Below are 14,760 nucleotides of genomic sequence, written 5' to 3'. Positions count from 1 at the left end.
GGGTGCGCGCTCCTGCCCGGGTCAGGCCGGGGTCGAGGTCGCCTTGAGGGCGAGCCACAGTTCCATGCGGACGTCCGGGTCCTCCAGGGAGCGGCCGAGGATCTCCTCGACCCGCTTCATCCGGTAGCGCAGGGTGTGCCGGTGCACGCCGAGGTCGGCGGCGGCCGCGTCCCACTGCCCGTGTCGGGAGAGCCAGGCCTGGAGCGAGGCCACCAGGTCGCCGCGCCCGGTCGCGTCGTGCTCCCGCAGGGCGCGCAGGGTGCCGTCCGCGAAGGCCCGTACGGCGTCGTCGGCCAGCAGCGGCAGGACCGAGCCCGCCGCCATGTCCTCGTGCTCCACCATCGGCCGGCCGCGGCGCCGGGCCACGGCCAGGGCCTGGTCGGCCTGCTTGAGGGCCGCCGCCACACCGCCCGGTCCGGCCGGCGCGGACATGCCGACCACCAGTTCGTCCGGCTCCGGACCGGCCGCGTCCCGGCCGCGCCGGGCCTCCAGCACCTCGGCGTGGTCCACGCACGCCTGGACGGCCGAGCCCCCGTCGGAGGCCAGGACCACGAGCCGGCCCGCCTCCGGGACGACGAGCAGCGCCTCCCCGGTCCGGGCCGCCGCCGACTCCACCGTGTCGGACAGCAGCGCCAGGCCTTCCGGCTGCGCGGTCCCCGCCAGGGCCGGCTCGGCCACGACGATCCGGAACGGTGCCTCCAGCAGGGCCCCGTACAGGTCGCCGGCCACGGACCGCGCGTGGTCCGCCTCGCCCGCGAGCAGCATCCGCAGCACCGCCGCCCCCAGGCGGGACTCGGCGTCGTGCAGCGAGCGCGAGCGCTCGGTGGTGAGGGTGAGCAGCGCGACCGCGGAGTGGACGGCGTACCGCTCGGCCGTGCCCAGCGGGGCCGCGGTACCGACGGCGAGCGCGCCGCGCGCCCGCCGGCCCGTGCCCAGGGACTGGAGTTCCACACGGTCCTCGGAGCCGCCGACCACGGCGCTCGCGGGCGCCGGGCGCTCCCGCAGCCGTTCCACGTCGGGGGTGAGCCGGGCGGCGCGGCGCGCGGCCCAGTCGGGGGCGGCGGCGACGACCGCGCCCGAGGTGTCGTACAGCGCGGCCCAGCCGTGCACGTGCGCGGCCAGCTTCACCAGCAGCTCGGTGGGGCCGTCGACGGAGAGCGCGGCGCGCGTCAGCTCCCGCTGGGCCTCGAAGCCGGCGGTGACGGCCCGGTACTGGTCTGCCGCGAGGGCCGCGGAGACCGCCTTGCTGATCGCCAGGAAGGGGGTCCGCCGCGGTACCTCCAGCAGCGGCATGTCCTCGCTCCGCGCGGCCTCGACCAGCGCCTCGGGGATCTCCTCGTAGTTGACGCCGATCGCGAAGCCGATGCCGACGACCCCGGCCGCGGCGAGGCGGCGCACGTAGGCGCGCATCTCCTCGGGGTCGCCCGCGTCCAGCTTCATCGCGGTGATCAGGAGCAGCTCCCCGCCCTCCATGTAGGGGACGGGGTCGGCGAGCTCGCTGACGTGGGCCCAGCGCACCGGGGTGTCGAGGCGGCCCTCCCCGGCCCGGACGCTGAGCTTGAGCGCCGAGTGCTGGACGAGTGAGGCGAGGGTGAGCGGCATCGGTTACCAGTGGCCTTAGCGGGAGGGGGCGAGGGGGAGGGTCAGGAGGCAGACCGCCGACGGTTTTCGCCGTGTCGTACGAACGACTCCCCTCGATTCTGCCACCTCGTACGGGTCGGGGTGCGGGTCAGGACGTTCCGGCCAGGCGGACCAGCAGCGGAGCCGCCCGTTCCCCGCGCACCGAGGTCAGCGACAGCACCGCGTGCCCCGGCGGCACCGTGTGCGCCAGGTCCGAAGCGGACCACCGCTCCCGCTCCACCTGGCGCACGGTCACCGCGTCCGTGGTGACCGCCTTGCCGGTGACGAGCTTGCGGAAGGAGTGCATCAGGCGGGTGAGCGGCTGGTCGGCGAAGACGGTGCGGTGGGTGACGTCCCGCGTCTCCACCCACTCCGTGCCCCAGGCCTCGGCGAAACGCTTGCCGTCCCAGGTGGTGACCCCGGAGAAGGCCATCCGGCAGCCGACCGCCCCGAGCAGCGGTGTCCGCAGCGCCTCCGGTACGTCGTCCAGCGTGCGCAACGTGAGCAGGACCCCCGCATGCGCCGAGCGCAGCCGCTGGACGCCCCGCACGGTCTCGGCGGTCAGGGTGTGGGAGGCGTCGTCGAAGGCGAGGAAGGCGAAGAGGGAGCGGTCGGCGCGGGCGGCCGCGGCGGCGTTGAACTGGGCGAGCAGCAGCCGGGCCAGCATCCGGGAGGCGTCGGCGTGCCCGCGCTCGGGCAGGTCCACGCGGACCCGGATGGGGTGCTCCAGGGCGCGCAGCGAGAACGGCCGGCCCTGGCCGGTGGTGTCGAAGAAGCCGGCGAAGGCGGGCCGGTCCAGCAGGGCCACCCGGTCGGCGAGGGCCGGACCGGGGTCCGCGTGGGCCCCGTGCTGGCGGGCCCGGGCGTCGAGCTCGCGCAGCATGGCGTGCTGCCCGGCGAGGTCGCGGCGCAGCGTGTCGAAGGCGGTGGGGACCTGGTCGAGCAGCTCGCGCAGTTCGGGCACGGTCGGGAAGCGGTCGTACGCCGCCCGGAACGGCCCGAGGAGCTGGGCGAGGGCGGTCGCGGCCCGGCGTACGTCGATCCCGGGGACGTCCCCGACGAAGGCCTCGGCGAGGAGGGTGGCCGCCTCGTCGGGGTCGGTGGTGCCGCCGTAGAGGTCGAGGTCGTAGACGGAGGCGGGATCGCCGACCCGGACGACGACGTCGAAGGCGGCGTCCGGCCCGAGCTGGGCGCCGGCCGCGCCGACGGCGACGACGGCGGCCTGGCCGGCGAGGGCCTGGAGCGAGAGCGACTCGACGACGGGCCGCACCAGCCGCCGGGTCTTGCCGGTGCCGGAGGGCCCGACGGCGAGCAGGGAGGTGCCGAGCACGTCGGGGTCGAGGGCGAGGGCGGTGCCGCGGCGGGAGTACGGGTTGCGGGCGCCGTCCTCGACGGTGCCCAGCAGCACCTGCCGGGCCAGCAGATCGTGCCGGGCGGCCCGCACGGGCAGGTCCCGCGCCCCGGACGGGTGCACACAGGCCCCGGCGCCCTTGTCGCGGACGGCGTCGGCGAAGGCCCGCATCCGCGAGGGGTCGACGCGTACGGAATCCCACGCCCGCCGGATCCGGGCGTAGTCCACGTCATTCATCCGCCCACCCCCGGCCTCGGCCTCCAACCGCTCGGCAGCCTCCCCCAACCCGGCGGCCCGCAACTGCGGCCACCGCGCGAGGTCGTCTTCCTGCTCCTCGGGCCCGGCGGCCGGGACCACCGCCCGCGCCGCCCGCAGCGCGCGGCTCCCGATCAGCCTGCGGAGCAGCTCGGGCCAGCGGCCCAGGCGGCCGAAGCCGACGGCGAGCGCCGTGATGACCAGGGCGTACCAGGTGTAGGAGGTGACCACGGAGAAGGAGTCGTGGTTCCAGTCGTCGGGGGTGAAGGCGTAGAGCGGCCAGAGCCAAAAGCCGCCCAGGTAGCCGTTCCAGAGCAGGGACCACAGGAGCGCCCCCGCCAGCAGCGAGATCAGCGCACCGCTGATCAGCTGCCGTGTCGGTGTCCGCTCGGGCTCCTCGACGGCCCGCGGCACGTGCCCGTACGTCCACACGCCCGGCCCGTCCGAGGAGCGCGGGACGCGCAGCCAGTCGCTCAGCGTCGGGCCGGCCGTCGGCGCGTGCGAGGGCTTCGGGGGGAGACCCGGGGACGGCGGGGAAGCCGGTTTCGGGACGTGCCCCACCCGGGGTGGGCGCGTCTCGTGCGTGCCGTCGGTGTCCATGAAACCCCTGCCCCCTGCCCGTGCCTGCGCTGCGTCGCTCAATGTAGTTGCCCGGCGTCGGCCGCGGGCCCGTACTCGCGCTCCCGTTCGCCGCGCCGTCCACAAGACGCGCGCCCGTGTCCTTCCTATGGCCGTCACGGACAAGGACACGCGGTGATCACTACCGAACGGAGCATGCAGGACCACCGCTCCCGGGCCTAGCCTGCGGACAAAGAGACAAGTGCGTCCGAAAACACCCCCCAGGAGCCCCCTATGACCGCTGTTCCGCAGGAGCGCAAGATCGTCACCGCGATCCCCGGCCCCAAGTCGCAGGAGCTGCAGGCCCGCCGCCTCCAGACCGTGGCCGGTGGCGTGGGCTCCGTGCTGCCCGTCTTCACGGCCCGCGCGGGCGGCGGCATCATCGAGGACGTCGACGGCAACCGCCTGATCGACTTCGGCTCCGGCATCGCCGTGACCTCGGTCGGCGCCTCCGCCGAGGCCGTCGTGCGCCGCGCCTCCGCGCAGCTCGCCGACTTCACCCACACCTGTTTCATGGTCACCCCGTACGAGGGCTACGTCGAGGTCTGCGAGGCCCTCGCCGAACTGACCCCGGGCACCCACGCCAAGAAGTCGGCCCTGTTCAACTCCGGCGCCGAGGCCGTCGAGAACGCCGTCAAGATCGCCCGTTCGTACACCAAGCGCCAGGCCGTCGTCGTCTTCGACCACGGCTACCACGGCCGTACGAACCTCACCATGGCGCTGACCGCGAAGAACATGCCCTACAAGCAGGGCTTCGGTCCGTTCGCCCCCGAGGTCTACCGCGTCCCGGTCGCCTACGGCTACCGCTGGCCCACCGGTGCCGAGAACTGCGGCCCCGAGGCCGCCGCCCAGGCGATCGACCAGATCACCAAGCAGATCGGCGCCGAGAACGTCGCCGCGATCATCATCGAGCCGGTCCTCGGCGAGGGCGGCTTCATCGAGCCGGCCAAGGGCTTCCTGCCCGCGATCGTGAAGTTCGCCAACGACAACGGCATCGTCTTCGTCGCCGACGAGATCCAGTCCGGCTTCTGCCGCACCGGCCAGTGGTTCGCGTGCGAGGACGAGGGCATCGTCCCGGACCTGATCACCACCGCCAAGGGCATCGCGGGCGGTCTGCCGCTCGCCGCCGTGACCGGCCGCGCCGAGATCATGGACGCCGCGCACGCGGGTGGCCTGGGCGGCACCTACGGCGGTAACCCGGTGGCCTGCGCCGGTGCGCTCGGCTCCATCGAGACCATGAAGGAGCTCGACCTCAACGCCGCGGCGAAGAAGATCGAGTCCGTCATGAAGGCCCGCCTGACGGCCATGCAGGAGAAGTACGACATCATCGGCGACATCCGCGGCCGCGGCGCCATGATCGCGATCGAGCTGGTCAAGGACCCGGTGTCCAAGACCCCGTTCCCGGAGGCGGCCGGCGCGCTCGCCAAGGCCTGCCACGCCGAGGGCCTGCTCGTCCTCACCTGCGGCACCTACGGCAACGTGCTCCGCTTCCTCCCGCCGATCGTCATCGGCGAGGACCTGCTGAACGAGGGCCTGGACCTGATCGAGGCCGCGTTCGCGGCCATCGGCACGGCCATCTGATCGAACGGCTAGAACGTTCGCACGCAGCGACCGGCCCCTACCGGCGGTAACGGGCGGACGCTGTGAAGAAGCTGTGGGGGGCCGATGGCGGGAGCGCGATCCTGCTGTCGGTCCCCCTTTCACTGCCGTACGGTTTCTGCAGATGAGTGAGACACCCCGCTCCAGGGAAACCGGGGGCGACACCAGTACTGGGCTTCCCCAGCACCGTACTGGGCATGCGTTCGCGCACACTCCTCACCGATCGGACAGCCGTTCGCCCCAAACCCCCCGGGGCGCCCGGCAACCCGATCCGGGCGGCCGTCCCGGAACCATCCCCCCTGTTCCGGGACGGCCGGCCACTCCTCTCCTGATCGCCGCGGTCTGCGGCCTCCTCTTCTCCCTGGCCACCTGGCAGGTGCTGGTCTCCGGCCCGCTGCTGGCCCCGGACCACGCGCTCAGCCGCGCCCTGGTGCGCACGGTCCCGGACTCCGTCACCGAGCGCCTCTCCGACCTCGGCAACATCCCGGTCGCCGTGCCCGTCCTCGTCCTCGCCATGGCCTACGCCGCCCGCCGCGGGCGGGCCCTCGCCGCCGGGGCCGCGGGCCTGGCCATGGCCCTGGTGCCGGCCCTGGTCATCCCGTTCAAGGAGTGGACCGCCCGGCCGGGACCCCTGGAGCCCTGGGCCGCCGGCTACTTCCCCTCGGGCCACACGGCCACCGCGGCCGTCGCCTACTTCGGCGCGGCCCTGCTCGTACGCCCGTACACCCGCCGGGCATGGCCGACGGCCGCCGCCCTGGTCCTCACGGGGGCGACGGCCGCCGGGCTGATCCTGCGGGGGTGGCACTGGCCGCTGGACGTCCTCGCCAGCCTGCTGATGTGCACTCCCCTGCTGCTCGGCGTGGCGTGGGCCGACCGGGCCCATCGGGCCGGTGGGGCCGGTGGGCCCGGTCGGCTCAGCCGCCGAAGTACGCGTCGAAGTTCCGGCTGAACTCCCAGCCCCCGAAGCGGTCCCAGTTGATCGACCACGTCATCAGGCCGCGCAGCCCCGGCCAGGTGCCGTGGGTCTGGTAGCTCCCGCAGTCGGTCCTCTTCGTCAGGCAGTTCAGGGCCTTGGTCACCTCCGCGGGCGAGGTGTGCCCGTTGCCCGCGTTGGTCGTGGCCGGCAGGCCGATGGCGACCTGGTCCGGGCGCAGGGCCGGGAAGACCCGGGCGGTGTTCCCGGCGACCGGGAAGCCGGTGAGCAGCATGTCGGTCATGGCGATGTGGAAGTCGGCGCCGCCCATGGAGTGGTACTGGTTGTCGAGACCCATGATCGAGCCCGAGTTGTAGTCCTGGACGTGGAGCAGGGTGAGGTCGTCGCGCAGGGCGTGGATGACCGGGAGGTACGCGCCGGCGCGCGGGTCCTGGCCGCCCCAGGGGCCTGAGCCGTAGTACTGGTAGCCCAACTGGACGAAGAAGGTCTCCGGGGCCATGGTCAGGACGAAGTCCGGTCCGTAGCGGGCCTTCAGGGTCTTCACGGCCGAGATCAGGTTGACGACCACCGGGGTGGTGGGCGCCCGGAAGTCGGTGTCCCCGGCGGCCAGGGACAGGGAGTGGCCCTCGAAGTCGATGTCCAGGCCGTCGAGGCCGTACTCGTCGATGATCTTGCTGACGGAGGCGACGAAGGCGTCCCGGGCGGCCGTGCTCGCGAGCTGGACCTGGCCGTTCTGGCCGCCGATCGAGATCAGCACCTTCTTGCCGGCCGCCTGCTTGGCCTTGATCGCCGCCTTGAACTCCGCCGGGGTTTCGGCGTTCGGGCATTCCGCGACCGGGCAGAGCCGGAAGCGGATGTCGCCCGAGGTCACCGAAGTGGGTTCGCCGAAGGCGAGGTTGATGACGTCCCAGGAGGCGGGCACGTCGGCCATCCGGACGTATCCGGAGCCGTTGGCGAAGCTCGCGTGCAGGTAGCCGACGAGTGCGTGGGCGGGGAGGCCGCCCCCGCCGCCCCCGCCACCGCCGGGCGTGGTCGCGGAGGCGGGCGCGCTCTGCGGGGACTCGCCCGCCGCATTCACCGCGCCGACCCGGAAGGTGTACGTGGTGGCCGCGGCCAGGCCGGTCACGGCGGCCGAGGCGGAGGTGACGCTCAGGGGCGCGGCGGCGTCCCGGTGGACGGTGTACGAGGTGGCGCCCGGGACCGCGGACCAGGACAGGGCGACCGAGGTCGAGGAGGTGGCGGAGGCGGTCAGGCCGGTGGGGGCGGCCGGAGGCCGGGGCTGCCCGGGACCGCCGGGGTCCGGGCCGACCAGGGTGAGGTCGTCGGTGACGTGGGCGGGCTGGCCGTACCAGCCGTGGGTGTAGACGGTCACCGAGGTGGTGGCCGGGCCGGTGCGGAAGGTGGTGGTCAGCTGCTTCCAGGCTCCCGGTGTCTGCGTCCAGGCCGACACGTCGGTGGTGCCGGTGCCGGTCGCGCCGAGGTAGACGTAGGCGCCCTGCACCCACGCGCCGAGCGTGTACGTCGAGTCGGGCTGCACGGTGACGGTCTGGGAGCAGCGGGCGTTGTCCTGGCCGGCCGGGGTGGCCCGCAGGGCGGAACTTCCGCCGTGGACGGGGGTGGTGACGACGGCTCCGCTGCCGCCCGAGCAGCTCCAGCCGTCGAGGCCGGCCTCGAAGCCGCCGTTGCGTACGAGGTCGGCGTCGGCCGCCGCGGCGGGCGGGCCCGCCGCGAGGAAGCCGGCCACCGCGAGGGCGGCGGCCGTGAGGAGGGGGATGGCTCTGCGCACAACTGCCTCCGGTGCATGGGGGGATGGAGGGGGTCAGCGGCGCCCAAGATGGTCCAGACCAATACCCTTGTCAAGGCTCCCGGCCTCCTTCGTCCGTACGCGCGCGGCGGCCTCATGCATCGCGAGCTCCAGTACGGCCGGATCGGTGAGCGTTCCCTCGCCGTCCGGGAGCACCAGCCAGCGCACCCCGCCGGTCGCCCGGCCGGGATACGGGACCACGATCCAACTCCCGAGCCCGGCACCCCGTACCCCCGTGCCGAGCCACCGCGACGCCGTGCCCGCGGGCACGAAGAAGCCCACCCTGGAGTCGCCGAAGTCGGCGAGCACCGGGCCGGGCCGGTCGAGCAGCAGGCGGAGCACGTCGAGGGCGGGCCGGCCCAGCACCGCCGGCAGGATCAGCACGTCCCAGCGCCGGCCGGCGGGGAGCAGGGCGATCCCGAGGGGGTTGCGCTCCCATTCCCACCGGCAGGCGTCCGGATCCGGCGCCACCGATACCAGCCAGTCAACCGCCGTCTTGGCCCCCGGAATCGTCATCGCCCGGCCTCCGCTCCCTGTAGATGAGGGGTTCTCATCTGGAGAGAGCGGGGCCGGGCGCAGGTATGACGCGGGTTCCGTTACCCCATGGCGGTGAATCGGGTCACACGGTGACCGCCGGTCCCTGCCGGTGGCGGGCGCTCGGGCCTAGGTCGTCTCTTTCGGATCTTGTCGGCCGAGCCCGCGGCGTCCGGTGCCGTACATGGCAAGGCGGAGAAGCGCACCGTGTACTGGACGTACTCGGGCGCCCCGACAACGCGGCCAGGTGCGGTGCCGGACGTCGCGAGCCCGGCAAGATCCGAAAGAGACGACCTAGCTGTCGAAGCCGAGGCCGAAGCGGTCCAGCGTCTTGAGCCACAGGTTCCGGTGTCCGCCGCGGGCGTCCGCGCGGGCCAGCGACCACTTGGTGAGCGCGATCCCGGTCCAGGCGAAGGGCTCGGGCGGGAACGGCATCGGCTTGGACTTCACCATCTCCAGCCGCGTGCGCTCGGTGGAGAGCCCGTCCAGCAGGTCCAGCATCACGTCCGCCCCGAACCGCGTGGCCCCCACACCGAGGCCGGTGTACCCGGCGGCGTAGGCCACCTTCCCCGAGTACGCGGTGCCGAAGAAGGCGGAGAAGCGCGAGCAGGTGTCGATGGCGCCGCCCCAGGCGTGGCTGAACTTCAGCCCCTCCAGCTGCGGGAAGGCCGTGAAGAAGTGCTCCGCGAGCTTGAGGTAGGTCTCGGGGCGGTGGTCGTACTCGGAGTCGAGCTTGCCGCGGTAGGGGTAGATCGCGTCGTAGCCGCCCCACAGGATCCGGTTGTCGCGGGTGATCCGGAAGTAGTGGAACTGGTTGGCGCTGTCGCCGAGCCCCTGGCGCCTCTTCCAGCCGATCGCGGCCAGCTGGGCCTCGTCGAGCGGCTCGCTCATCAGCGCGTAGTCGTAGACCGGGACGGTGAACGGGCGGACCCGGCGGACCAGCGAGGGGAAGATGTTGGTGCCGAGGGCGACCCGGCGCGCCAGGATGGTGCCGTAGGGGGTCGTCACGGTCATGCCGGAGCCGGCCGCGGCCAGCTTGAGGCCGCGGGTGTTCTCGTAGATCCGCACCCCGAGCTCCAGGCAGGCCCGCTTGAGGCCCCAGGCCAGCTTGGCCGGGTTGAGCATGGCAACGCCGTCGCGGTCCCAGAGGCCCGCGAGGAAGGTCGGCGAGTCGACCTCGGCACGCACGGCCTCGCCGTCCAGCCATTCGGAGCCGTCGGCGAGGCCCAGGCGCAGGGCCTCCTCGTGCAGTTCGCGCAGCTCCTCGACCTGGTGCGGTTCGGTGGCGACGTCGATCTCGCCGGTCCGCTCGAAGTCGCAGTCGATGCCGTAGCGGGCGACGGCCTCCTCGATGGCGTCGAGGTTGCGGGCGCCCAGCTGCTCCAGCTTGGCCAGCTCGCCGGGCCAGCGGGCGAGCCCGTTGCTCAGGCCGTGGGTGAGGGAGGCGGCGCAGAATCCGCCGTTGCGGCCGGAGGCGGCCCAGCCCGCCTCCTTGCTCTCGATCAGCACGACGTCCCGTCCGGGGTCGCGCTCCTTGGCGATCAGGGCGGTCCACAGTCCGCTGTAGCCGCCGCCGATGACCAGCAGGTCGCAGCGCTCGTCGGAGGTGAGCGCCGGCTCGGCGGCGGGCTTGCCGGGGTCGTCCAGCCAGTACGAGACCGGCTTCGCTTCGGAAAGTGATGCAGCAACACTACGCATGGCGACTGGGGCCATGGCTTCCAACTCCCTACGGAACTGATGACGTGCTTTCCCGAATTACTTCGGTTGTGCCTTCTTGCGGCGGTTGCCGACCATCTGGCCGGCGAGGACCACCAGCACCGCGATGACGAACATCGCCGTACCGATGACGTTGATCTGCACGGGCGTACCGCGCTGGGCCGATCCCCACACGAACATGGGGAAGGTGACGGTGTTGCCCGAGTTGAAGTTGGTGATGATGAAGTCGTCGAACGAGAGCGCGAAGGAGAGCAGCGCGCCCGCCGCGATACCGGGTGCCGCGATCGGCAGGGTGACCCGTACGAAGGTCTGCACCGGGCCGGCGTAGAGGTCCCGGGCCGCCTCCTCCAGCCGCGGGTCCATGGACAGGACACGCGCCTTCACGGCGGCGACGACGAAGCTGAGGCAGAACATGATGTGGGCGATCAGGATCGTCCAGAAGCCCAGCTCGATGCCCATGTTGAGGAAGAGCGCGAGCAGCGAGGCCGCCATCACGATCTCGGGCATGGCCATGGGCAGGAAGATCAGCGAGTTGACCGCCCCGCGCGCCCGGAAGCGGTAGCGCACGAGCGCGAAGGCGATCGCGGTGCCCAGCGCGGTCGCGACGAGGGTGGACCAGAGGGCGATCTGGAGCGAGAGCGACAGGGAGCCGCACATGTCGGCGACCCCGCAGGGGTCCTTCCACGCGTCGAGGGAGAACTCCTGCCAGGCGTAGTTGAAACGCCCGGTGGGGTTGTTGAAGGAGAAGACGGTGACGACGACGTTCGGCAGGATCATGTACGCGAGCGTGCCGAGGCCCGCGATGACGACCAGGTTGCGCCGGAGCCAGGTGAGGGGATTGCGCATCAGACCAGGTCCTCCGTCCCCGCTCGGCGGATGTAGATGGTGACCATGATCAGCACGATCGCCATGAGAATGAAGGACAGCGCGGCCGCCGTCGGGTAGTCGAGGATCCGCAGGTACTGCGACTGGATGACGTTGCCGATCATCCGGGTGTCCGTGGAGCCGAGCAGCTCGGCGTTCACGTAGTCGCCGCTCGCCGGGATGAAGGTGAGCAGGGTCCCGGAGACCACGCCCGGCATCGAGAGCGGGAAGGTCACCTTCCGGAAGACCGTGGCGGGGCGGGCGTACAGGTCCCCGGCCGCCTCGTGGAGGCGGGTGTCGATGCGCTCCAGCGAGGAGTACAGCGGAAGGATCATGAACGGGAGGAAGTTGTACGTCAGACCGCAGACCACCGCGAGCGGTGTGGCCAGGACCCGGTCCCCCTCGGTCATGCCGAGCCAGCTGGTGACGTCGAGGAAGCCGATGTTGTTGAGGACGGCGACCACCGGGCCGCCGTCGGCCAGGATCGTCTTCCAGGCCAGCGTGCGGATCAGGAAGCTGGTGAAGAACGGGGCGATCACCAGGACGAGGAGCAGGTTGCGCCAGCGGCCGGCCTTGAAGGCGATCAGGTAGGCCAGCGGGTACCCGAGCAGCAGGCACAGCACGGTCGCGGTGCCCGCGTAGAGCAGGGAGCGCAGGAACTGCGGGTAGTACTCGGTGAAGGCGTCCCAGTAGGTCCCGAAGTGCCAGGTGACCTGGAAGCCCTCTTCGAGGGAGCCGGTCTGCACCGAGGTGGAGGCCTGGTAGACCATCGGCAGCACGAAGAACACCAGCAGCCACAGGATGCCGGGGAGCAGCAGCCAGTACGGGACCAGCCGCTTGCGCACGGACGGCTTGTGGACCGGGGGTTCGGTGGAGGCGGGCGCCTGGGGCGGCGCCGCGGTGGTCGTCATGCGCTCTCCTCCACCGTCTCGATGCCCGCGTCGATGTCCTGGGCCGCGTCGAGGCCGAACGTGTGCTCCGGGTTCCAGTGCAGGACCACCTCGGCGCCCGGGACCAGGCGGCCGTCGCGCTCGATGTTCTGGACGTAGACCTCGAGCTCGGGGCAGACGGGGCTGTCGATGACGAACTGGGTGGAGACTCCGATGAAGGAGGAGGCGGCTATGCGGCCGGTGATCTTGTTCCGGCCCGTCGCGATGGCGTCCTCCTCCTCGGCCGGGACCAGGGACACCTTCTCCGGGCGCACCCCGACCAGGAGCTTTCCGCCGGCGCGGGGAGTGGTCGAACATCGGGCGGCGGGCAGCCGGAGGGTGGTACCGGAGGCGGAGACGACGACGTCGGAGCCGGCGGATTCCACCGAGGCCTCGATGAGGTTCGAGGTGCCGAGGAAGTTGGCCACGAAGGTGGTGCCCGGGTTCTCGTACAGCTCGGCGGGGGCGCCCAGCTGCTCGACGCGGCCGCCGTTCATCACGGCGACCGTGTCGGCCATGGTCATGGCCTCCTCCTGGTCGTGCGTGACGTGCACGAAGGTGATGCCGACCTCGGTCTGGATCCGCTTGAGCTCCAGCTGCATCTGGCGGCGCAGCTTGAGGTCGAGGGCGCCGAGCGGCTCGTCGAGGAGGAGCACCTGCGGGTGGTTGATCAGGGCGCGGGCGACGGCGACGCGCTGCTGCTGGCCGCCGGAGAGCTGGTGGGGCTTGCGCTGGGCGAACTGGCCGAGCTGGACCAGCTCCAGCATGTCGTCGACCTGCTTCTTGACCGACTTGATGCCGCGGCGGCGCAGCCCGAAGGCGATGTTCTCGAAGATGCTCAGGTGCGGGAAGAGCGCGTAGCTCTGGAAGACCGTGTTGACCGGGCGCTTGTACGGCTGCAGGTCGGTGACCTCCCGGTCGCCGAGGTGCACCGTGCCGGTGGAGGGCTCCTCCAGGCCGGCGATCATGCGCAGGGTGGTGGTCTTCCCGCAGCCCGAGGCGCCGAGCAGGGCGAAGAAGGAGCCCTGGGGGATGGTGAGATCCAGCGGGTGCACGGCGGTGAAGGTGCCGTAGTGCTTGCTGATCCCGGAGAGGCGGACGTCGCCGCCCGCGGTCTTGTCAGTCATGAATGGTCCCGGGGTTGGGTGGGGCAAGGGGTCGAAGGCTCGGCGGAGCGGGCCGGGCCGGGCCGCCGCCGGAGGGTCCGGCGGTCGGCGCCGCGGTCCGGCGGGACCGGCCCGCCGCAGGGCGTGCGTCAGGCGCCGATGAGCTTGGCGAACTTCTCCTCGTACGCCGTCTCTTCCTCGCTGGTGAGGGAGCGGAAGGCGTGGGCCTTGGCGGCCATCGCCTTGTCCGGGACGATCAGGGGGTTGTCCGCGAGCGCGGGGTCGATCTTGGCCAGCTCGTCCTTGACGCCCTCGACCGGGCAGACGTAGCTGATGTACGCGGCCAGCTGGGCGGCGATCTCGGGCTCGTAGTAGAAGTCGATCAGCTTCTCCGCGTTGGCCTTGTGCCGGGCCTTGGCGGGGACCAGCAGGTTGTCGCTGGAGGTGATGTATCCGGGGGCCGGGATGGCGTACTTGATGTCCGGGTTGCCGGCCTGGAGCTGGATGACGTCGCCTGCCCAGGCGAGGCAGGCGGCCAGGTCGCCCTTGTCCAGGTCGGAGGTGTAGTCGTTGCCGGTGAAGCGGCGGATCTGGTTCTTGTCCACACCCTTCTGGAGCCGTCCGATGGCCTCGTCGAAGTCGGCGGTGGTGAATTTCGCCGGGTCCTTGCCCTGGTCGAGCAGGGTCATGCCGACGCTGTCGCGCATCTCGGTGAGGAAGCCGACGCGGCCCTTGAGGGAGGGGTCGTCGAGCAGCTGGGTGACGGAGTCGACCTTCTTGCCGCCGGTCGCCTTCTCGTTGTAGGCGATGACGGTGTCGATGCCGGTCCAGGGATAGCTGTAGGACCGCCCCGGGTCCCAGTCGGGGGTGCGGAACTGCGGGATCAGGTTGGCGTAGGCGTGCGGGAGGTGCGCGGGGTCCAGCTTCTGCGCCCAGCCGAGGCGGATGATGCGCGCGGCCAGCCAGTCGGTGACCACGATCAGGTCGCGGCCGGTGTCCTGGCCGGCCGCGAGCTGGGGGCGGATCTTGCCGAAGAACTCGACGTTGTCGTTGATGTCCTCGGTGTACTTGACCTTGATGCCGGTCCGCTTCGTGAACTCCTCCAGCGTGGGACGGCTCTTCTCGTCCTCGCTGGTGTCCATGTACTCGGTCCAGTTGGAGAAGTTGATCTCCTTCTCCTGGGCCGAGTGGTCGTCGGAGGCCGCTGCCGCGTCGCCCTCGCGTTTGGCGGGCGGGATCCCGCACGCGGTGAGGGCGGACAGCCCTCCGAGGGTGAGCGCTCCGACTCCGGAGGCGCGCAGCAGCGAGCGGCGGGTGAGGGCCCCGCGCCCACTGGTGAGGCTGCGCCGCATCGCGGCGAGTTGCGCCGCCGAGAGGCGGTCGGGCTCGAACTGCTCCATGCGCTGTGCCCTTTCGGGAGGTGTACCGCT

11 protein-coding genes are annotated in these 14,760 nt (G+C 72.0%); 2 read left to right on the top strand and 9 right to left on the bottom strand.

Going from position 1 to position 14,760, the window contains the following annotated elements; all coding sequences use genetic code 11:
* Positions 1-21: 21 nt before the first annotated feature.
* Both JYK04_RS30345 and JYK04_RS30340 read right to left on the bottom strand, forming a co-directional pair.
* Entirely contained in the window at positions 22-1,602 is a 1,581-nt protein-coding gene (locus JYK04_RS30345) for a PucR family transcriptional regulator (protein ID WP_189745686.1), read from the bottom strand.
* A gap of 127 nt (positions 1,603-1,729) precedes the next feature.
* Positions 1,730-3,826 (bottom strand): ATP-binding protein, encoded by a 2,097-nt coding sequence (locus JYK04_RS30340; protein ID WP_189745684.1) that lies wholly within the window; start codon positions 3,824-3,826, stop codon positions 1,730-1,732.
* Positions 3,827-4,078: 252 nt separating this feature from the next.
* On the opposite strand from JYK04_RS30340, the gene gabT reads away from it, so the two are divergent.
* Positions 4,079-5,425 (top strand): 4-aminobutyrate--2-oxoglutarate transaminase, encoded by a 1,347-nt coding sequence (gabT, locus tag JYK04_RS30335; protein WP_030012869.1) that lies wholly within the window; start codon positions 4,079-4,081, stop codon positions 5,423-5,425.
* 394 nt (positions 5,426-5,819) lie between these two features.
* Positions 5,820-6,392, top strand: coding sequence for a phosphatase PAP2 family protein (locus JYK04_RS30330; RefSeq protein ID WP_308431130.1), 573 nt, complete (start codon positions 5,820-5,822; stop codon positions 6,390-6,392).
* Here JYK04_RS30330 and JYK04_RS30325 read toward each other — a convergent pair.
* From JYK04_RS30325 to JYK04_RS30295, 7 genes are all read right to left on the bottom strand, one after another.
* Entirely contained in the window at positions 6,358-8,151 is a 1,794-nt protein-coding gene (locus JYK04_RS30325) for a chitinase (protein ID WP_373297510.1), read from the bottom strand. The two genes, JYK04_RS30330 and JYK04_RS30325, sit on opposite strands and share 35 nt — an antisense overlap.
* Before the next feature lie 45 nt (positions 8,152-8,196).
* Entirely contained in the window at positions 8,197-8,697 is a 501-nt protein-coding gene (locus JYK04_RS30320; RefSeq protein ID WP_189745679.1) for a hypothetical protein, read from the bottom strand.
* Between the two features lie 312 nt (positions 8,698-9,009).
* Positions 9,010-10,428 (bottom strand): NAD(P)/FAD-dependent oxidoreductase, encoded by a 1,419-nt coding sequence (locus JYK04_RS30315; RefSeq protein WP_189745677.1) that lies wholly within the window; start codon positions 10,426-10,428, stop codon positions 9,010-9,012.
* 42 nt (positions 10,429-10,470) lie between these two features.
* On the bottom strand, positions 10,471-11,277 hold the full coding sequence (locus JYK04_RS30310) for an ABC transporter permease (protein WP_189745676.1): 807 nt from the start codon (positions 11,275-11,277) through the stop codon (positions 10,471-10,473).
* Positions 11,277-12,206 (bottom strand): ABC transporter permease, encoded by a 930-nt coding sequence (locus tag JYK04_RS30305; RefSeq protein WP_189745674.1) that lies wholly within the window; start codon positions 12,204-12,206, stop codon positions 11,277-11,279. Before JYK04_RS30305 ends, JYK04_RS30310 begins: the two co-directional genes overlap by 1 nt.
* A complete protein-coding gene (locus tag JYK04_RS30300; RefSeq protein WP_189745673.1) occupies positions 12,203-13,351 on the bottom strand; it encodes an ABC transporter ATP-binding protein in 1,149 nt (382 codons plus the stop codon). The genes JYK04_RS30305 and JYK04_RS30300 overlap by 4 nt, the downstream gene beginning before the upstream one ends.
* Positions 13,352-13,479: 128 nt before the next feature.
* Positions 13,480-14,730, bottom strand: coding sequence for a polyamine ABC transporter substrate-binding protein (locus JYK04_RS30295; RefSeq protein WP_189745671.1), 1,251 nt, complete (start codon positions 14,728-14,730; stop codon positions 13,480-13,482).
* Positions 14,731-14,760: the final 30 nt, after the last annotated feature.

Origin of the sequence: Streptomyces nojiriensis (assembly GCF_017639205.1) — a bacterium.
Lineage (GTDB): Bacteria > Actinomycetota > Actinomycetes > Streptomycetales > Streptomycetaceae > Streptomyces > Streptomyces nojiriensis.
Note: the sequence above shows the minus strand (reverse complement) of the source record. Positions and strands in the feature narration are given on the sequence as shown.